The 18,792-nt window shown below is 45.3% G+C and carries 15 protein-coding genes; 14 read left to right on the forward strand and 1 reads right to left on the reverse strand.

The features are described 5' to 3' along the window. Positions 1 to 323: 323 nt before the first annotated feature. The 10 genes from IFO68_RS05955 to wecA (IFO68_RS06000) all read left to right on the forward strand — a co-directional run bounded on the left by IFO68_RS05955 (position 324) and on the right by wecA (IFO68_RS06000) (position 10,739). The gene (locus tag IFO68_RS05955) at positions 324 to 1,169 is read left to right on the forward strand and encodes a glycosyltransferase (protein WP_192015067.1); all 846 of its coding nucleotides are present in this window, start codon (positions 324 to 326) and stop codon (positions 1,167 to 1,169) included. Beyond that, positions 1,169 to 2,281 (forward strand): glycosyltransferase family 4 protein, encoded by a 1,113-nt coding sequence (locus tag IFO68_RS05960; protein WP_192015068.1) that lies wholly within the window; start codon positions 1,169 to 1,171, stop codon positions 2,279 to 2,281. Before IFO68_RS05955 ends, IFO68_RS05960 begins: the two co-directional genes overlap by 1 nt. A gap of 132 nt (positions 2,282 to 2,413) precedes the next feature. Further along, entirely contained in the window at positions 2,414 to 3,826 is a 1,413-nt protein-coding gene (locus tag IFO68_RS05965; RefSeq protein ID WP_192015069.1) for a mannose-1-phosphate guanylyltransferase/mannose-6-phosphate isomerase, read from the forward strand. A gap of 6 nt (positions 3,827 to 3,832) precedes the next feature. After that, the gene (locus IFO68_RS05970) at positions 3,833 to 5,203 is read left to right on the forward strand and encodes a phosphohexomutase domain-containing protein (RefSeq protein WP_192015070.1); all 1,371 of its coding nucleotides are present in this window, start codon (positions 3,833 to 3,835) and stop codon (positions 5,201 to 5,203) included. Next, a complete protein-coding gene (gene rfbB, locus IFO68_RS05975; RefSeq protein WP_192015071.1) occupies positions 5,200 to 6,264 on the forward strand; it encodes a dTDP-glucose 4,6-dehydratase in 1,065 nt (354 codons plus the stop codon). Before IFO68_RS05970 ends, rfbB begins: the two co-directional genes overlap by 4 nt. Further along, on the forward strand, positions 6,264 to 7,145 hold the full coding sequence (gene rfbA / locus IFO68_RS05980; RefSeq protein ID WP_192015072.1) for a glucose-1-phosphate thymidylyltransferase RfbA: 882 nt from the start codon (positions 6,264 to 6,266) through the stop codon (positions 7,143 to 7,145). The genes rfbB and rfbA overlap by 1 nt, the downstream gene beginning before the upstream one ends. 15 nt (positions 7,146 to 7,160) lie before the next feature. Next, entirely contained in the window at positions 7,161 to 8,030 is an 870-nt protein-coding gene (gene rfbD, locus IFO68_RS05985) for a dTDP-4-dehydrorhamnose reductase (protein WP_192015073.1), read from the forward strand. 1 nt (position 8,031) lies between these two features. After that, entirely contained in the window at positions 8,032 to 8,577 is a 546-nt protein-coding gene (gene rfbC / locus IFO68_RS05990) for a dTDP-4-dehydrorhamnose 3,5-epimerase (RefSeq protein WP_192015074.1), read from the forward strand. Then, complete coding sequence (locus tag IFO68_RS05995; protein WP_192015075.1) at positions 8,574 to 9,623, forward strand: DUF1972 domain-containing protein; 1,050 nt, start codon at positions 8,574 to 8,576, stop codon at positions 9,621 to 9,623. Before rfbC ends, IFO68_RS05995 begins: the two co-directional genes overlap by 4 nt. 21 nt (positions 9,624 to 9,644) lie before the next feature. Then, complete coding sequence (gene wecA, locus IFO68_RS06000) at positions 9,645 to 10,739, forward strand: UDP-N-acetylglucosamine--undecaprenyl-phosphate N-acetylglucosaminephosphotransferase (RefSeq protein ID WP_192015076.1); 1,095 nt, start codon at positions 9,645 to 9,647, stop codon at positions 10,737 to 10,739. A gap of 556 nt (positions 10,740 to 11,295) precedes the next feature. On the opposite strand, the gene wecA (IFO68_RS06005) is transcribed toward wecA (IFO68_RS06000), so the two are convergent. Further along, positions 11,296 to 12,336: a UDP-N-acetylglucosamine--undecaprenyl-phosphate N-acetylglucosaminephosphotransferase gene (wecA, locus tag IFO68_RS06005; protein WP_192015077.1), complete on the reverse strand. Its 1,041-nt coding sequence runs from the start codon at positions 12,334 to 12,336 to the stop codon at positions 11,296 to 11,298. A 265-nt stretch (positions 12,337 to 12,601) separates the two neighbouring features. Here wecA (IFO68_RS06005) and IFO68_RS06010 point away from each other — a divergent pair, with 265 nt between their 5' ends. From IFO68_RS06010 to IFO68_RS06025, 4 genes are all read left to right on the forward strand, one after another. Continuing rightward, on the forward strand, positions 12,602 to 16,420 hold the full coding sequence (locus IFO68_RS06010; protein ID WP_192015078.1) for a DEAD/DEAH box helicase: 3,819 nt from the start codon (positions 12,602 to 12,604) through the stop codon (positions 16,418 to 16,420). 79 nt (positions 16,421 to 16,499) lie between these two features. Further along, the gene (locus IFO68_RS06015) at positions 16,500 to 16,730 is read left to right on the forward strand and encodes a TA system antitoxin ParD family protein (protein WP_192015079.1); all 231 of its coding nucleotides are present in this window, start codon (positions 16,500 to 16,502) and stop codon (positions 16,728 to 16,730) included. After that, on the forward strand, positions 16,705 to 17,028 hold the full coding sequence (locus IFO68_RS06020) for a type II toxin-antitoxin system RelE/ParE family toxin (RefSeq protein ID WP_192015080.1): 324 nt from the start codon (positions 16,705 to 16,707) through the stop codon (positions 17,026 to 17,028). Before IFO68_RS06015 ends, IFO68_RS06020 begins: the two co-directional genes overlap by 26 nt. A 187-nt stretch (positions 17,029 to 17,215) precedes the next feature. Then, positions 17,216 to 18,676, forward strand: a complete 1,461-nt coding sequence (locus IFO68_RS06025) for a mannose-1-phosphate guanylyltransferase/mannose-6-phosphate isomerase (RefSeq protein WP_192015081.1) — start codon at positions 17,216 to 17,218, stop codon at positions 18,674 to 18,676. Positions 18,677 to 18,792: the final 116 nt, after the last annotated feature.

Consider the following 18,792-nt stretch of genomic DNA (forward strand, 5'->3'; position numbering starts at 1 on the left):
TTATCGCGGATAAATTATCGTCCAAGAAAGTGTTTAGGCTTCAAGCAGCCAGCCATTGTATTTGAAGAAATGACTTTGGCTGCTTGATATTGGAGAGTGTCGCACTTCGAAGTTGAATTCGGGCGTATTAATCCCCAAACTCGGCCTTCATAAAGCTGAAAGGCTAGGAGTAGCTGCCATATTATTTGTTTGTATATATTACATGCACAGCAGAATTGAATTTCAAATTTTATTTGGAATGATTTTAGGCATGAGTCTCTGTAGGCATGGAAATCTTGTCAACTCACACAACCCTAGCATAGTAATTAAGTAGAGAGCTATAAATGAAGTTTTCACTGATTTTCACAGTGTTCAATGAAGAGGAATCTATTTCCTACTTTTTGGAATCACTATTAAAGCAGTCTGTATTACCTGATGAGATAGTAATTGTTGATGGAGGCTCAACAGACTCAACTGTTAAAATAATTTATGATAAGTTACAAACCATAAATACCCTTAAATTGATTGTTGATGAAACATGTAACAAAAAACATTCTAAAGGTCCAATAGCTAGAGGTAGAAATGTGGCTATAGAAGCTACAACCTCGGATGTTATTTTGGTAACTGATGCAGGTTGTGAGCTGGAGTCTGATTGGTGTAAGTCTATGATGAACTCATTCAAGCAAGGTGCAGATATTGTAGCTGGAATATACAGTGCTCGAGTAAAGAACCAATTTCAGTCCTATCTAGCGGATGTTTTTTGTCCAGACTTTAAACAGTTTGATAATCCCAAATCATTCTTGCCTAGTTCTAGATCTCTTGGTTTTAAAAAAGAATTATGGAGAAAGGTTGGTGGGTACCCAGAAAACTCTTATACAGCTGAAGATACTAAATTTATTTTGAACTTATATGAGGAAACAGAAAGGGTCGTTATTGAACATAACGCTTTAGTTTATTGGGACTTACCTAAAGACCCTCAAGAGCTATTTAAAAAAGTAGAGGCCTATGGTGAAGGTGATGGATTACAAAGGTTGGACTTTTTTAAGTATCTTGCTCGGTTTGCTATATTGTTGACAATACCCGTTTCAATATTAGCTCTACTTATTACAAAGAAAAAGATGATAGCAATTCCAATGTATTATTTTATGATTAAAGGCTATCTTAAAGGAACATTTAAAGGTTGTTTCTAATGAAAGTATTATTTATAACTAGACATACGGTATTTTCTGGACCAGGCGGTGACACAATTCAGTTAAAAAAAACAGCTGAGTTTTTAAGTGCACTAGGTGTTGATGTTACTATTGCAACAGAAAAAAATCCTGATTTCAATGGCTATGATCTTATTCATTTTTTTAATCTCAGAAACCCACAAGATATTTTGGCAAATGTTAGAAGAGCCAAAAAAAATAGAATACCTTCGGTTTTATCAACAATTTGGGGCTCTTATTACGAATGTGACCAGAAAAATAGAAGTGGATTGGCTGGATTCATATCTCGAAATATAGGTGAGTATAAAGTTGAGTATCTCAAAGCCGTCGCTAGAATTTTTTCAAATAAAAACTTTAGTAAAGATATGATCCCTTATTTTGTTAAAGGTCATTGGGATTCTCAAAAAGAGATTGTGGACTCTGTAGATATACTACTACCCAACAGTAAGACTGAGCTGATTCGTGTTAGGAAGGATATGAATGCTCCTGAAAAGGATGGATTCGTAGTTGTTAATGCTGTTGATACGAGTGTTTTCGATTTTCAAACGGTTGAAGTATCTGAGAAATTTAAGAAGTTTGAAGGTTGTTTACTATGCGCAGCTAGAGTAGAAATAAGAAAATCGCAGTTAGATTTAATAAAGGCCATCAATAACACACCTTATAAATTAGTAATTGTTGGTAAGCCGAGTCCTAATAGTATTGAATATTATAATGAATGCAAAAAAATAGCGGGGGAAAATGTTCACTTTATTTCTCACGTCGAACAGTCCGAATTAGCACAACTTTATAAAGTATCTAAAGCCCATGCTTTAATCTCGTGGATGGAGACGCCAGGATTAAGTAGCTTGGAAGCTGGAGTTATGGAATCAAACATTTTAGTTACTGATCGCGGAGATACAGAGTATTACTTTGGCGATTATGCGATATATTCGGAGCCTGGTGATATTAAATCTATTCAGCGTGGAATTGAAAAAGTAATGACTATGGATTTTGATAGTAAGTTAAGGGATAAAATATTAACTGAATATACTTGGGAAAAAACAGCTGAGCAAACATTTAATGCCTATAAAAAATGTTTAGATAAATATAAATGATTTAGTGCATTTTGTTTGGTTAGTATGTTCTCACTTCTGTGTTTGCAGTTATTAACCTTACTTATAGCTGTGTGTTGGCTTTTATTTATATAGTCGATATGTTTTATTTTTTTCGTTGAAGGTGATTTTATTATGTTATTGCCAGTAATCATGGCCGGTGGCTCAGGTAGTCGTTTATGGCCATTATCTCGTGAACTTTATCCGAAGCAATTTTTGAATATTTCTGGTGACTATTCATTGCTTCAGCAGACATTTTCCCGACTTGAAGGTTTAGATCATCAACCTCCATTATTGATTTGCAATGAAGATCACCGATTTATTGCCGCCGAGCAATTGCGATTTGGTGGGTATAAGCATAGTGGAATCATTCTAGAACCAGTAAGCCGTAATACTGCACCTGCAATTGCGCTGGCGGCTTTACAAGCTATTCAGAGTTCGGAGCAAAATGAAGACCCACTTTTACTTGTTTTGGCCGCAGACCACTTAATTGAAACCATTCAAGCTTTCCAGTCGTCAGTTGAAAAAGCCATTCATTATGCACAAGCGGATAAGTTAGTGACTTTTGGTATTGTTCCTACTGCTCCTGAAACCGGTTATGGCTATATAAAAGCTGATGAAACTGAAGGAGATGCCTTTACAGTATGTAAGTTTGTAGAGAAGCCAGATTTGAAGAGCGCTGAAGAATACCTAGCGAGTGGTGACTATTACTGGAACAGTGGCATGTTTCTATTTAAAGCTTCTCGTTATTTAGAAGAGTTAAAAAAACACCGTCCAGATATTTATTCCGCTTGTAAGAAAGCTATGGCAGTCGTTGTTCCAGATATGGACTTTATCCGACTAAATAAAGCTGAATTTGAAGTGTGTCCGGATGACTCAATTGATTTTGCCGTTATGGAAAAGACCGACAGTGCCATGGTAGTGCCAATGGATGCTGGTTGGAGTGATGTAGGCTCATGGTCTGCTCTTTGGGATGTTTCACATAAAGATGATAATCAGAATGTCACCAGAGGTGATGTGATTACAGTAGGTTCGACCAATAGCTACTTGCATTCAGAGAATAAATTGATTGCCACTGTTGGTGTTCATAATTTGGTCGTGGTTGAAACTAAGGATGCCGTGTTGGTTGCCGCTAAAGACCAAGTGCAAGATGTAAAATCAATTGTGAGCCAGCTAAGAGATGCTGGACGCACTGAACATCAGTTGCATCGAGAAGTATATCGTCCATGGGGCAAGTACGATTCGATTGATTTTGGTAAACGCGATCAAGTGAAACGAATTACAGTGAAGCCAGGTGAGAAACTCTCCATCCAAATGCACCATCACCGCTCTGAACATTGGATTGTGGTATCAGGCACAGCTAAAGTGACTAATGGTGAAAAGACTATTTTAGTGACAGAGGATGAATCGACCTATATCCCATTAGGTACAATCCATGCGTTGGAAAATCCGGGTAAAATTCCATTGGAAATGATTGAAGTACAAACCGGTAGTTATCTTGGAGAAGATGATATCGTACGTTTTGAAGATCGGTACGGTAGGAGCTAACAGATCATGGTTAATTTAACGTGTTTTAAAGCTTATGACATTCGTGGAGAATTAGGTGAAGAGTTAAACAACGATATCGCTTATCGAATTGGTCGTGCGTTTGGTCATCATTTACAGGCTAAAACTGTCGTAGTGGGGGGGGATGCACGTTTAACGTCAGAAGAGCTTAAGCTTGCACTGGCAGAGGGGTTGGTAGATTCAGGTGTCGATGTTATTGACATTGGCATGACAGGTACAGAAGAAGTCTATTTTGCTACCAAATATCTTGGTATAGACGGCGGCATTGAAGTGACTGCCAGCCACAACCCAATTAACTATAATGGCATGAAACTGGTTCGTGAAGACGCAAAGCCAATAAGTGGTGATAGCGGACTTTATGATATTAAAACTCTCGCTGAGAAGAACGAATTTCCAGAAGCGATCCAACGTGGAAAATTTGTTCAACAATCTAACTTAGTGCCTTATGTTGAACATCTGATGACCTATATCATCCCTAGTAACATTAAGCCTATGAAGTTAGTTGTGAACTCAGGTAATGGGGCGGCAGGACATGTGATCGATGAAATCGAAAAACGCTTTAGCGCATTTAATATACCGATTGAATTCATCAAAATCCATCACGAAGCGAATGGCAACTTCCCAAATGGTATCCCAAATCCACTACTTCCAGAGTGTCGTGCCCATACTGCTAATGCTGTTATCGAACACAATGCTGATATGGGGGTTGCCTGGGACGGCGACTTTGACCGTTGTTTCCTCTTTGATGAAAAGGGCGAGTTTATAGAAGGCTATTATATCGTAGGCCTATTAGCTGAAGCTTTTTTGAAAAAAGAAGCAGGCGCTAAAATTATTCATGATCCACGTTTAACTTGGAACACCATTGATGTTGTGAACGCAGCTGGTGGTGAACCAATTATATCCAAAACAGGACATGCTTTTATTAAAGAGCGCATGCGAAAGGAAGATGCAATTTATGGTGGAGAGATGAGTGCACACCATTACTTCCGAGATTTCGCTTATTGCGATAGTGGCATGATTCCTTGGTTATTGGTCGCAGAGTTACTTTCTGTAAGAAAGATAAAACTATCTGAAGCTGTTAGAGAGCGAATTGAAGCGTATCCATCCTCTGGTGAAATAAATTTAAAATTAGAAAACCCACAAGAGGCAATCAGTTATGTAAGAGATAAGTACGAGCGACTAGCGCTACAAATAGATGAAACTGATGGGATTAGCCTTGAATTTGATGACTGGCGCTTCAATTTGCGGACATCAAATACAGAACCTGTAGTTCGACTTAACGTTGAGAGTCGTTCTAACTTCCAGCTTATGAAAGTTAAAACGCAAGATATATTGTGTTTACTCCGAGGATATCAGTGAAAATCTTAATTACAGGTGGTGCAGGCTTCATCGGCTCTGCGGTTGTACGCCACATTATTAACCAAACCCATGATTCAGTAATAAATGTCGATAAATTGACCTACGCAGGGAATCTTGAATCATTACTGTCAGTGCAAGATGATAGTCGCTATGTTTTTGAACAGGTGGATATCTGTGAACGCGAAGCGATGGCGCGCATCTTTGAAGTACATCAACCTGATTTGGTGATGCATTTGGCTGCCGAGAGCCATGTTGATCGTTCCATTGATGGTCCAGCTGCATTTATTGAAACCAACATCATGGGCACTTATAACCTGTTGGAAGTGTCACGCGCCTATTGGAGCCAATTGGACGAAGCTCGTAAAACGGCTTTTCGTTTCCACCATATTTCAACCGATGAAGTGTACGGTGATCTCGAAGGTACAACAGATCTGTTCACTGAAACTACGTCTTACAAACCAAGCAGTCCGTATTCTGCATCTAAGGCATCAAGCGATCATCTGGTTCGTGCCTGGTTACGGACTTATGGCTTCCCGACTATTGTCACCAATTGCTCTAATAATTATGGCCCGTACCATTTCCCTGAAAAACTGATCCCTCTGATGATTCTAAATGCATTAGACGGTAAGCCTTTGCCTGTGTACGGTGATGGTATGCAGATCCGTGACTGGCTGTATGTGGAAGACCATGCCCGTGCTCTGTATACAGTGGTGACACAAGGGGAAGTGGGCGAAACCTACAATATTGGCGGCCATAACGAGAAAGCTAATATTGAAGTGGTGAAGACCCTATGTGCGTTGCTGGAAGAACTGGTTCCTGAGAAACCTGCTGGTGTGGCGTCTTACGAATCTCTGATCACCTATGTGGCTGATCGCCCCGGACATGATGTTCGCTATGCGATTGATGCCAGTAAGATAGAGCGTGAACTGGGCTGGACACCAGAAGAAACCTTTGAAACAGGTTTACGTAAAACCGTAGAGTGGTATCTGAATAATAAAACCTGGTGGCAACGTGTTCTGGATGGGTCATACAGCATGGAACGTTTAGGAGTAACTGCATAATGAAAGGCATTATTTTAGCTGGCGGTTCGGGTACACGTCTTTATCCCATTACCCGTGGCGTGTCTAAGCAGTTGTTACCGGTTTACGATAAACCTATGATTTATTATCCGCTCTCAACGCTGATGCTGGCAGGGGTTCGCGATATCCTGATTATCACTACACCGGAAGATAATGAATCCTTTAAGCGCCTGCTGGGTGATGGTTCAGATTTTGGTATTAACCTGCAATATGCGGTGCAGCCAAGTCCGGATGGCCTGGCGCAAGCCTTTATTATCGGTGAAGAATTCATTGCTGGTGACAGTTGTTGTCTGGTGCTCGGCGATAATATCTTCTACGGTCAGTCATTTTCTAAAACACTGAAGCATGCTGCACAGCGTGAGCAAGGTGCCACTGTATTTGGTTATCAGGTTAAAGATCCGGAACGCTTTGGTGTGGTCGAGTTTGATGATCAAATGAAAGCTGTGTCTATTGAGGAGAAACCTCAAGAGCCTAAGTCTGATTATGCAGTGACAGGCTTGTACTTTTATGATAACCGCGTGGTTGATTTCGCTAAGCAAGTAAAGCCTTCCGAGCGCGGCGAGCTGGAAATTACTTCAATCAATCAGATGTATCTGGAAGATGACAGTCTGAATGTCGAACTGTTAGGCCGCGGTTTTGCCTGGCTGGATACAGGTACACATGAGAGTTTGCATGAAGCCTCATCTTTCGTGCAAACCATCGAGCATATCCAGGGGCTGAAAGTGGCTTGTTTAGAAGAAATTGCCTGGCGCAATAACTGGCTGAACGATGAAGCACTACTGAAAATTGCCAAGCCGATGCTCAAGAATGAATACGGCCAATATTTGAAACGATTGATTGACGAAAAATACAAGTATCAATAAGGATTACCAGTCAGCATGAAAATATTGATCACGGGAGCTAATGGGCAGGTGGGGCAGGCACTTGTTAATAAGCTTCAGGGAAATGCCGAATTGCTCGCGGTAACCCGCGAGCAATTAGACATTACCAATGAAGCAAAGGTACAAACACAAGTTCAGGCCTTTTTACCGGATGTCATTATCAATGCTGCCGCTTACACCGCAGTAGATAAAGCCGAGCAAGAACAGGAACTGGCGCATCAAATTAATGCTGCCGGTCCTGAATTTTTGGCAAAAGCTGCGGAAAGTATCAACGCAGCTTTGCTGCACATATCTACCGATTATGTCTTTGCAGGAGATAAGCAAGGCAGCTACAGCGAGCTGGATAAAACAAACCCGCAAGGTGCTTACGGTGCATCCAAGCTAGCTGGCGAGAAGGCCGTTGCTGCATGCTGCCAGAAGCATATTATCTTGCGTACCGCTTGGGTGTTTCATGAAAACGGCGCCAATTTCGTCAAAACCATGCTTCGCTTGGGGAAAGAACGAGATAGCCTGGGAATTGTAGGAGACCAGTTCGGTGGCCCTACCTATGCCGGCGATATTGCTGAAGCGTTAATACAGATTGCACAGCATATTACCAGCGGACAGCCAACCAGTTATGGTATTTACCATTTTGCTGGCATGCCTCATGTAAGCTGGTTTGAGTTTGCTAGCGCTATTTTTGATGCTGCAGTAAAACATCAGGTAATCGATAAAAAACCTCAGCTAAATGCAATTAGCACAGCTGAATTTCCTACTCCAGCGAAACGCCCAGCAAACTCAAAGCTCAACTGTGAAAAAATTCAGCGCGAATTTGGGATTACACCAAGTAATTGGCGTAACGCATTAGAACGAATTGAAGACTATTAATATGAAAGTCATAGAAACTAATATTCCTGATGTAAAGATTATTGAGCCTGCTGTTTTTGGTGATGAACGTGGTTTCTTTATGGAAACCTGGCAGCAGAAAAAATTTGAAGAATTAGTCACAGGTAAACCATGCCAATTTGTACAGGATAACCATTCCAAATCTAAAAAAGGCATTTTACGAGGCCTGCATTACCAAACTGAAAATACTCAGGGTAAACTCGTTCGTGTGGTTAGTGGTGAAGTGTTTGATGTTGCGGTTGATATTCGAAAGGACTCGCCAACATTCGGGCAATGGGTTGGCGTATATCTGTCAGCAGAAAATAAACGGCAACTATGGGTTCCTGAAGGCTTTGCCCATGGTTTTTATGTCACCAGTGATGAAGCAGAGTTTGTTTACAAATGTACGGATTATTACAATCCAGAGGTGGAGAAGTCAATTCTGTGGAATGATTCTAAGCTGAAGATTTCATGGCCTATAACTGTAGAGCCTATTCTTTCCGATAAAGATAGTACAGCAAAAACTTTTGAAAATGCGGAGATGTTGTGAAGAAAATAGCAGTTATCGGAACAGTCGGCATTCCTGCATGTTATGGAGGTTTCGAATCTTTAGTTGAGAATCTGACGAAATACTCGTCTGAAGAGTTTTTATATCAAGTGTTTTGTGCTGATGAGTCTTATGAAGATAAGTTAGAATCTTACAATAAAGCAGAACTCACTTATTTACCGTTAAGTGCTAATGGTATTTCTAGTATTCCATATGATATTCTTTCACTTATTAAATGTATCAGGAGTAAGCCTGATGTTGTTTTAATTTTAGGTGTCTCTGGTTGTATTTTTCTACCAATTTATAAACTTTTCTCATCAGCAAAAGTAATAACGAATATAGATGGCTTAGAGTGGCGGCGAGATAAGTGGGGGGAGTTTGCTCGTAAGTTTTTAAAATTATCAGAGCGTATTGCTGTTAAGTACTCAGATGTGATAGTGACGGATAACCAGGCTATTTCTGATTATGTTTTGCAGGAATACAATGTAAAAACTGAAACCATTGCTTATGGCGGTGATCATGTTTTAACGAAAAGTGTAAAAAAGATACCATCGAATTACTTTTTAGCACTTTGCAGAATCGAGCCTGAAAATAATGTCAAAATGATATTAGAGGCTTTTAAAGGAACTGATCATAAAATCAAGTTTATAGGTAATTGGGATAAAAGCTCGTTTGGTCAGGAGGTGCGGCGATGTTATGAACATGAACCTAATATTGAATTGCTGGATCCAGTTTATGATTTAGATGTTCTGTATGAGCACAGGAATAATTGTCGCGGCTATATACACGGTCATTCAGCCGGTGGTACAAATCCTTCCTTAGTAGAAGTAATGCATTTTGAAGTGCCTGTTTTTGCATTTGATTGTGACTTCAATAGATATAGTACAGATAACTCAGCACAGTACTTTGGTAGTGAGAGTGATTTAGAGGCTTTGTTAGATAATTATTCTCTGAGAGAAGCAAATAAAAATGCTTCAAATATGAAAAAAATTGCGAAATCAAAGTATATTTGGTCTGTCATTGCAAAGAAATATGAAGATTTATATTAATTTTTCAACTTGGATGATTCCATGACTTCTGCTTTCTTGTTTGTTTTCCTGATGTCCTTTTGCAGCCTGTTTATCTGCCGTAAAGTGGCGAAACGGGTTGGACTGGTCGATGCGCCTAACGAACGAAAACACCATAAAGGTGTGATCCCGCTTGTGGGTGGCGTGTCAATCTTTGTTACGCTGGCGATAGCCTTTAGTTTCTTTAAACTGTTTCCGCAGAACCCCTGGCTGTATTTAAGCTGTGCCACTGTTTTGGTGGTTATCGGCGTGATTGATGACAGATACGACATCAGTTTTAAATTGCGTTTGCTGGTACAGGCGTGTGTGTCACTGGTGATGATTTTTGCCGGTGATAAAAGCCTGCATTATCTGGGTTACATGTTGGGGGATTTTCCTCTCGCTTTGCCCGTAGTTGCCAGCACGCTGCTGACTGTTTTTGCGGTCATTGGTGCGATTAACGCATTCAACATGGTTGATGGTATTGATGGCCTGTTAGGCGGCCTGGCATCGGTCAGTTTTGCGGCACTCGGTTATGTCTTCTATGTGTCGGGTAACACGGAATTGTTTGTTATCTGCACCATGATAGTCACCGCTATGGTTCCTTACATTCTGTTGAATCTCGGTTTTCCTCTGGGGCGCCGGTTTAAAGTCTTTATGGGCGATGCCGGCAGTATTTTCATTGGGTTTACTGTTATCTGGTTATTGCTGGAAGCGACCCAGAAGGGTGAGCTGAGTGCCATGCGCCCGGTCACTGCCTTGTGGTTAATTGCTTTACCGCTAATGGATATGGCCACCATCATGATTCGCCGAATCCGCAAAGGCCAGTCACCCTTTAAGCCGGACCGTGAACACCTGCACCATATTTGCCAGCGTATTGGTTTGTCACCTTTTATGACCTTAGTCGTGATCTGTGGTCTGGCGGCCAGTATGGCAGGAGTCGGCATTTGGTCGGACATGTCGCAGGTTAACGAAACCCTGATGTTGCTGAGCTTTATGATTATGTTCGGTGTGTATTTTGCCGTGATCAGCCATATCTGGCGTATTACCACCTGGATACACAAGCTGACCGGCCGTAGTCAGCCGAAAACACCAGAGCAGGCAACCTCAGAGCGTTAAGCGAATTCACTGTTGGGTGGATGCGTGTGAGTGATTGAACAGAAGTCAAAGATGTTGAACATGAACCCAGGCTTGTCCTGGGTTTTTTATGCGTTTTTTTCGTGCATTATCCAGGAACCTGTCTGCTTTACTGGCTAATTTAACGCCCCAGCCGGTCTTCTCTTCTTATCTGTTTTGCAGCTTTGTCATAGTGGTCTAACTGATTGAGCCAGCATACAGCGGTCCATAACAGCACAAAGCCGATGTTCGTGGCCGCTGAATATACTGCTGTCAGGCACAAGCGTTCAGCTGTGTTAACTATCGCTTGTAATGTGCGCCTCAGCATAGCGTGTAAAATCTCTCTCATCGTCTTGGTCTTGTATTTGTTGTATCTGTATATGATTTAATATCTCTGTAACATATAAAGATGCGTCAGCCATTAAGTACATGCTTAATGGACTAGAGAGAAGATGAATTAACTGGAACTGCTGTCCAATATATTTGCAAGGTGGCTGAAACAGCCATATACAGAAGTGAACAAGTAACAGCCGCACAGAAAATACGGCTGTTTGCTTCGTTAAGAGGCTTCTTGCGGAGGCGAGTACTTTTCTACTTTCGACAGTGTGAAGAAGTAGATGAGGAAACTCAGGATGAATAACCAGAACATCACATACTCGGGCACATTGGCAATCTCGCCATAAATACCTACAGCGCTCAGTAAGGTCGCAATAGTGCAGATAGCGATCAGCGTTTGTAGTGAATTAAGGCCCAGCCGCTGGAAGATATGGTGCAAATGCTCGCGGTCTGGTTTAAAGGGCGAATCACCGCGCTTGATTCGGCGGATCATGATGGCTGTCATGTCCATTAAGGGGACGGCGATTATCCAGAGTGCCGTTACTGGCCGCAATGGTGGGCGGTTGCCATTCTGGCTGGCCAGCAGTAAAAACCAGATCACAGTGAAACCGATCAGCATACTGCCTGCATCCCCCATAAAGACTTTACGCTGCCGGCCAAATGCCCCCAGGTTAAGCAGGATATAAGGGATCATCGCCACTATGATGATACCGCACAGATACGCCAGCGATTGCTGACCATCGTGGAACAGCATGATACCCAGCCCGCCAAAGGTCACCATAGATAACCCGCCCAGCAGGCCATCAATACCGTCGACCATGTTGAAGGCATTGATAGCGCCAATCACCGCCAGTACAGTCACCAGATAGCCAAACATCCCCAGATCTATTTTGCCAAAGCCGATCATATTCCCCAGAGTATGTAGTTCCAGACCGGCAAAAACCATCATGCAGACAGATAATAAGGCTTGGATCGCCAGGCGAAGCTTGAAGCTCACATCAAATTTATCATCCAGCGCGCCGATGATGGCCAGAATGGTGATACAGAAAACGTAAAGTCCGGCGTCGTCCAGTATGGTCGGCGAGTAATAGAGAAACTGGGCCAGCGTAATACAGATAGCCAACCCCCCGACAAGCGGGACTGCCCCCTGATGCAGTTTTCTGGCATTGGGTTTATCCACCAGACCGACACGTTTGGCGACCTTTCGAAGTAAAAAAAGTGCGGCGAATGAAGAAAAAAAGACAAAGAAAAAATCGGCTATCATGCTGTTATCCGAAGGCATACAAAACGCAAAAAGACTACCAATATTTTGTCTCTCTAGGAAGAGAAGAAAAAATATTCACTAAGTAAATTATTACTTTTGCTCCCTCCGTCCCAAGTGCAGCTAGGCGCCAACACCAGCAAGCCTGATCGCAATGATTTGGGCTAGGTAGCTGTAAGTATTTGTTGCAACAGCATCAATATTCTACAATCACTCGCGTCGCAACAATGTTTGATAAATAGTTTGATATCATCCAGCAGGGAAATCCATGCAATATTTACAGTCTGAAGCTTCTGTTACTGAAGAGCTGTTAGCCCAGATTCTCATTACATCTGGCATCACCACCAAAAGCCTGTGTCGGCAGATCAGCAATAGCTATAGTGGCCCAGAGATAGAGGCAGCACTGTCTGCGATGCAGGAAGCAGGATTGGTGATGAAAAAAAGACAGAGCTGGAGCTTGTCGCTGAACGGGTTTTTGTCTGCATTACAGAGCTTATTACGATTTGGCCGGGAGCGAACCCTCTATGCCGTGATGACCCGCGCTGATGAGATCTCTGTGGAACTGGAAGTCTATTCTGTGCTGTCAAATACCCGCTGGATGTTTGCCTATTCGGCGATTTCTCCGCAGGCGGAAGGGTTGCTGATGCATTTATTCCTGCATCCTGATGCGTGGGAATTACTGGCATTGATTGAAGACGACAGGCTGAAATACAGCCTGCAGGGATGGGCCTGGTTGTTAAATCAGCTTTACACGACGGGGAATATTGCATGGGAGCCGCTAGCCAGCAAGACGATCACAGATTACGGCAGAAGGCAGGTTGTCTGGGCTCCTGCCGAGGATAATTGGCAGGCGCTCAGGGCCGGAAGTGTTTCCCACCCCTTGTGCGATCCTTTCGATGAAAAGTACTTGCAGCATCGCACAGCTTTCTCTGCCATGACGGCAAAACGCTATTCCTATACGGCCTTGGCTGATCTGGCTGTGGTGGCTTTACTGGACAAATCCGAAGCCGTTGCAAGCTATCAGCACAGCCTCGATGTTCATCGTAGTCAGCAAATCGCGTATGACCAGTTCTGGCAACAGCAGGCTTACGTCATTATTGCGCCTTACAGTGAGCAAGAGGAATATTTGGCGGGTGTTGACGATTGGTTTGATTCACTCATGGTGATTGCAGATTACGTGAGCTGGGGGAAATTATTGCTGGATGTGCTGATGCTTTGCCAATGGCAGCAAGCGAACCCGAAACAGTATCAGCAATGGGTGGCTCAGGTGAAAGCGCACCCGCTGACGGAAGTGATTTTATCCCGTCATTCTGAAAGCCTGTTAGCCGCCAGAGCCAAACACGCCCTGCGTTACCTTACCGGACAGATCAGCGAATCTGACGCTCCTTTTTATGTTCCGGCTGCCCGCCAGGATATCTGGTTAAGAAAGCTGGCGCAGACCATCCAGTCGGATAAAGAGCATCAGGCAGCTCAGCGACTGGTCTGGGAGTTGTGCCTGAAATCACTGAAAGTTCAGCCAAGGATTCAGTCAATGGGGAAACGTGGCTGGACCAAAGGCCGGGTGATTCAACTGTATTCCATCCAGTATTCAGCGGCTGAAGCTTTGATGTCAGATGCTGACTGGAATGTTTGTCAGCAGCTGGAGCGTCAGAACAGGGTTCGCTGGGGCCAACCTGCTTCCGATGTGTTGCCGGTACTGAAAGCCTTGTCGGCGTGTGACAACATCATCAGTCAGGACGGCCAGTCCGTCAGTCTGCACGGTGTCAAACCGCTGGCCGTGTTGCAAGCCGGTGAACAGGTGACATTCGATGTCTTTCCCCGAGTGGCAAATGGAACATTGCGCCAGGTGATGGATGATGCCTGGTGTTTTCTGGATACCTCAGCGATATCGCCTCAGTTCATTGAAGTTATCGAATCGAGACCTGAGCAACTGGGCAGTGAGCATTTGCAGCCACTGACAGAGGCGCTGGAACAGCAGAAGGATTTACTCTGGTACAGCCCATGCCAGCACAAAGGCAATATACAGCCTGGTCACTGGGATGCGAGGCCGCATTTATGGCTGGACTGGCATCAGGGCACTCTGGATGTGGCCATTGAGCACCAGAATGATGTGTCCGGTGAGCTGCCGGCAAATCGCATAAGCATGCCTTCGGGACAGGGAGAGACATGGATCAGCGGCCCGGATCAACAATGGTATCAGCGTGATCTCAGCCAGGAAAAAGCGGATTCGCTGGCACTGAGCAAGCTTCTGGGATTGAAAGCGAACAAGCAACGGCGCTGGGCCTTGTCTGGTGAAGCGGCGTTATCGCTGATAAAAGCCGTGCAGAATTTACAGGACGTGCCGGTTCACTGGCGCCAGCGCAGCAGCCAGGTAAAGGTGCTGACCCGCCAGGATCTGACTCTGGATATCGAGAAACGCAAAAACTGGTTTGCTGTCACAGGCAAGGCGTCCACGGATCAGCATCTGGAGCTGAACCTGCGTCTGTTGCTGGCAAATAGCCGCCAGGGATTTATTGAGCAGGGTAGCGACAACCTGGTTGTGCTGATGGAAGATGAACTTCAGCAGCAGCTACGAATGCTGGACGGTTTGCTCAATGAGGAGATGGAAGTCGATGTACAGATGGCCTATCCCCTGCAACAGGTACTGGAAACCTTTAGTCATCAGGGCGATGCGGGATGGCAGTCGCTGCAAGAAAAATGGTCAGAGAAGCCGGTGGTTGCCGAGCATATTCTGGCCCCGCTGAGGGATTATCAGAAAACCAGTGTCCAGTGGGCGGCGCACTTATCACACCACGGCTTTGGCGCCTGTCTGGCAGACGATATGGGGCTGGGTAAAACCTTGCAGGCCATCAGTCTGATCCGCCATTATCAGTGCGAGGGCGCGGCACTGGTTGTGGCTCCCAAGTCTGTGATTCACAACTGGCAGGCAGAATGCCAGCGCTTTGCACCGGAGCTGACAGTGGTGGATCTGGAGCAGGTGGACAACCGGAATGAAGCCATCGCCGCGGCGGGCGAAAAGACCATTGTACTGGTCAGTTACGGATTACTGACCCGCTGTCAGGAAGCGATGCAGGAAAAAGACTGGCAGACCATAGTGCTGGACGAAGCGCAGCAGATTAAAAACCCGCAGACCAAACGGGCAAAACTGGTATTTGGTTTAACGGCAGAGCGGCGTTTTACCCTGACCGGTACCCCGGTTGAAAATCATTTAACAGAGCTTTGGAGCCAGTTTGCTTTCCTGAATCCGGGCCTGCTGGGTTCGCTGAAGCAGTTCAGGCAAAAATACGGTCAGGCTGCGCGTAATGCCGAGGATATGATGCGGCTGAAAGCCTTGATCAGCCCCTTCATTATGCGGCGAATGAAAGGTGAGGTGTTATCTGAGCTGCCCAGCAAAACCGAGATCACCCACACCGTCTATTTATCGGCCAAAGAAAGTGCTGCTTATGAAGCCGTCCGTAAGGATGCCCTGAAAACAGCCAAAAACAGTAAGGGTGTCGTCGAGGTGCTTGCCGCACTGACCCGTTTAAGGCAGGTATGCTGTGACGCCAGTCTGGTGTTTGATTCCTTTGCGGAAGAGAGCAGTAAGCTCAGGGAGGCCCTGGCTCTGGTGTCAGAAGCCATAGAAGGCGGCCATCAGATTTTGGTGTTCAGCCAGTTTGTGCAATTGCTGAAACGTTTTGCGGCGCAGCTGGAACAAGCCTCGCTGTCGTTCAGTTATCTGGACGGACAGTCGAGCAGTAAGCAGAGGAAAGCGGCGATTGAGGCGTTTAAAGCAGGAAAGCATCCTGTCTTTCTCATCAGCCTGAAAGCGGGTGGGACAGGCCTGAACCTGACTGAAGCCGATACAGTTATTCATTTGGATCCGTGGTGGAATCCGGCGGTAGAAGATCAGGCCAGCGACAGGGCGCACCGTATGGGACAGAGCAGACCGGTGACAGTTTATCGTCTGGTCACAGAAAATACGGTGGAAGAAAAAATTGTCCAGCTTCACCGGGACAAACGCGATCTGGCAGAAAAAGTCCTTTCAGGGCAAGACGATACCCAGACTCTGAATCCGCAGATGCTGCTGAGTATGATAGAAGATTAAATGCTCTCAATGCGACAAAAGATTGCGTTTGGCGCCATTGTGTCTATACTCAAATCACTATTAAATAGGAGATTGAACTATGGCAACAAGCGTCCGGTTAAATGATGACTTTGTTTCCGAAGCCAAGGCTTATGGGATCGCGGAGAATCGCTCTGTGCCTATGCAAATAGAGTACTGGGCCAAGATCGGTAAAATCATGATGGAGAACCCAGATCTGTCTTATGAATTTGTCCGTGAATCATTATTAGCTACAGAAGAGGTTAAGCAGGGATTGGTGAAGCCATATGAGCGAAGAACAAAGAGAAATTGAGGTCTTTGAGGCTAGGCGCTTCACCAAAGCCCTGAGCAAACTGCCAACAAAGCAGCTCAGCACCGTTGAAGATGAGATCGAAAAGATTATTGCCAATCCAGAAATAGGGCAGCCGAAGAAAGGCGATTTGTCACATTTGCGAGTTCATAAGTTCAAGATGAAAAAACAAGAATTGCTGCTTGGTTACTCTTGGGTTGATAACGAATTAAAGCTCTACCTGTTAAGCCTTGGTTCGCATGAAAACTTTTATACCGACCTGAAGACCCAACGGAAAAACGATCTCAAGTTGATCGGCTGAACTGGCAGGAAGTCGCCAGTGCATTCAGCAATACAGTCGTGGCTGGTACTTTTTCATCCGCGCGCCTTCAATCCCCTTGTCTATACTTGCCTGAACAGGTGATAAAAAAAGACTAATGTAGATTGGTATAAATACCTGACAAAGAAGTACCGAGCATCTTGCACTTTTTTGCGAAGGGGAAAGGCGTATGCAGATTTTACCGGTTATTCTGGCTGGGGGGACAGGCAGTCGCTTGTGGCCCTTATCGCGTGAGCAGTATCCCAAACAATTTCTTGCCCTTCAGCCTGCTGAAAACCCGTCTATTGCCTCTTCATCGTTCCCGGTCAGTATGCTGCAGCAAACCCTTCATCGTCTGGCTGAGCTGGATGCTCTGTCCCCATTAGTGATTTGTCAGGAAGATCACCGGTTTCTTGCCGCAGAGCAGTTGCGGTACTGCGCCAGCCAGCCGGGTCATCTTCTGCTTGAGCCCCAGGGACGTAATACCGCGCCTGCCATTGCGCTGGCGGCGTTACTGGCACAGGAGTCGCCTGACTGCCTGTCTTTGGAAGACAGTGATCCCTTACTTCTGGTGCTGGCGGCCGACCATCTGATTCTGGATACCGCCGCTTTTACTCAGGCCGTCAGGACAGCGCTGCCGCTGGCTGACAGCGGCAAGCTGGTGACTTTCGGTATTCCCCCTCAGTCGCCCGAGACAGGGTACGGCTATATCAAACGCGGTGCGGCGCTTGGTACGGGTTTTGACGTCGCACAATTTGTCGAAAAGCCGGATCTCAATACTGCCAGAGAGTATCTGGTTAGTGGTCACTATTACTGGAACAGCGGCATGTTCCTGTTTCGCGCTTCTGCCTATTTGCAGCAGCTGTCTCAGTTCCGGCCGGACATTCTGGCCGCCTGCCGTCAGTCTGTTGCTTCGCCTGAGCGGGACCGGGATTTCATTCGTATCGACAGCTCGGCTTTTGCCGGTTGTCCGGCCGAGTCGATTGATTATGCGGTGATGGAGAAAACCCGCCAAGCGGTGATGGTGCCAATGGAAGCCGGCTGGAGCGATGTCGGCGCCTGGTCATCGCTGTGGGATCTCAGTTCTAAAGATGCCGCAAGTAACGTGGTTATCGGGGATGTGCTGACTGCGCAGAGCCACCATTGTTACCTCAGGGCCGACAGCCGTCTGGTGGCGACTGTCGGTCTGGACAACGTAGTGGTGATTGAAACCAAGGATGCGGTACTGGTGGCCGCCAAAGATAAAGTTCAGGATGTCAAAGAGATAGTGGCGCAACTGAAAGCGGCACAGCGCCCGGAATGCGAGCTGCACCGCGAGGTGTACCGCCCCTGGGGCAAGTATGATCAGGTTGATAGCGGTGGCCGTCATCAGGTGAAACACATCACGGTCAAACCGGGTGAAAAATTATCGCTGCAAATGCATCATCACCGCGCCGAACACTGGGTGGTGGTATCGGGGACGGCCAAAGTCACCCAGGGGGATAAAACCTGGCTGCTGACGGAAAATCAGTCCACTTACATTCCGGTCGGCGTGGTGCATGCGCTGGAGAACCCGGGCAAAATTCCGCTGGAAATCATTGAAGTGCAGTCAGGCAGTTATCTCGGTGAAGACGATATTGTCCGCTTTGAAGACAGGTACGGCCGGAAATAGCGCAAAGGTGCTTTTTGGGAGGGGGGCTGAGTGTGCTCAGCACGACGGCGGTAATTTATGGGTAAGTCCATGATGTCAATCCAGACCTTGGGATGTCATTCCCGCGAAGGCGGGAA

It is taken from the genome of Photobacterium arenosum, from assembly GCF_014841115.1.
Classification (GTDB): domain Bacteria; phylum Pseudomonadota; class Gammaproteobacteria; order Enterobacterales; family Vibrionaceae; genus Photobacterium; species Photobacterium arenosum.

What these genes read in the sequence shown, in the direction of transcription:
- IFO68_RS05955 (WP_192015067.1), top strand. Translation starts at nt 324, where the DNA reads ATGAAGTTTTCACTGATTTTCACAGTGTTCAATGAAGAGGAATCTATT.
- IFO68_RS05960 (WP_192015068.1), top strand. Translation starts at nt 1,169, where the DNA reads ATGAAAGTATTATTTATAACTAGACATACGGTATTTTCTGGACCAGGC.
- IFO68_RS05965 (WP_192015069.1), top strand. Translation starts at nt 2,414, where the DNA reads ATGTTATTGCCAGTAATCATGGCCGGTGGCTCAGGTAGTCGTTTATGG.
- IFO68_RS05970 (WP_192015070.1), top strand. Translation starts at nt 3,833, where the DNA reads ATGGTTAATTTAACGTGTTTTAAAGCTTATGACATTCGTGGAGAATTA.
- rfbA (WP_192015072.1), top strand. Translation starts at nt 6,264, where the DNA reads ATGAAAGGCATTATTTTAGCTGGCGGTTCGGGTACACGTCTTTATCCC.
- rfbD (WP_192015073.1), top strand. Translation starts at nt 7,161, where the DNA reads ATGAAAATATTGATCACGGGAGCTAATGGGCAGGTGGGGCAGGCACTT.
- rfbC (WP_192015074.1), top strand. Translation starts at nt 8,032, where the DNA reads ATGAAAGTCATAGAAACTAATATTCCTGATGTAAAGATTATTGAGCCT.
- wecA (WP_192015076.1), top strand. Translation starts at nt 9,645, where the DNA reads ATGACTTCTGCTTTCTTGTTTGTTTTCCTGATGTCCTTTTGCAGCCTG.
- wecA (WP_192015077.1), bottom strand. Translation starts at nt 12,336, where the DNA reads ATGATAGCCGATTTTTTCTTTGTCTTTTTTTCTTCATTCGCCGCACTT.
- IFO68_RS06010 (WP_192015078.1), top strand. Translation starts at nt 12,602, where the DNA reads ATGCAATATTTACAGTCTGAAGCTTCTGTTACTGAAGAGCTGTTAGCC.
- IFO68_RS06015 (WP_192015079.1), top strand. Translation starts at nt 16,500, where the DNA reads ATGGCAACAAGCGTCCGGTTAAATGATGACTTTGTTTCCGAAGCCAAG.
- IFO68_RS06020 (WP_192015080.1), top strand. Translation starts at nt 16,705, where the DNA reads ATGAGCGAAGAACAAAGAGAAATTGAGGTCTTTGAGGCTAGGCGCTTC.
- IFO68_RS06025 (WP_192015081.1), top strand. Translation starts at nt 17,216, where the DNA reads ATGCAGATTTTACCGGTTATTCTGGCTGGGGGGACAGGCAGTCGCTTG.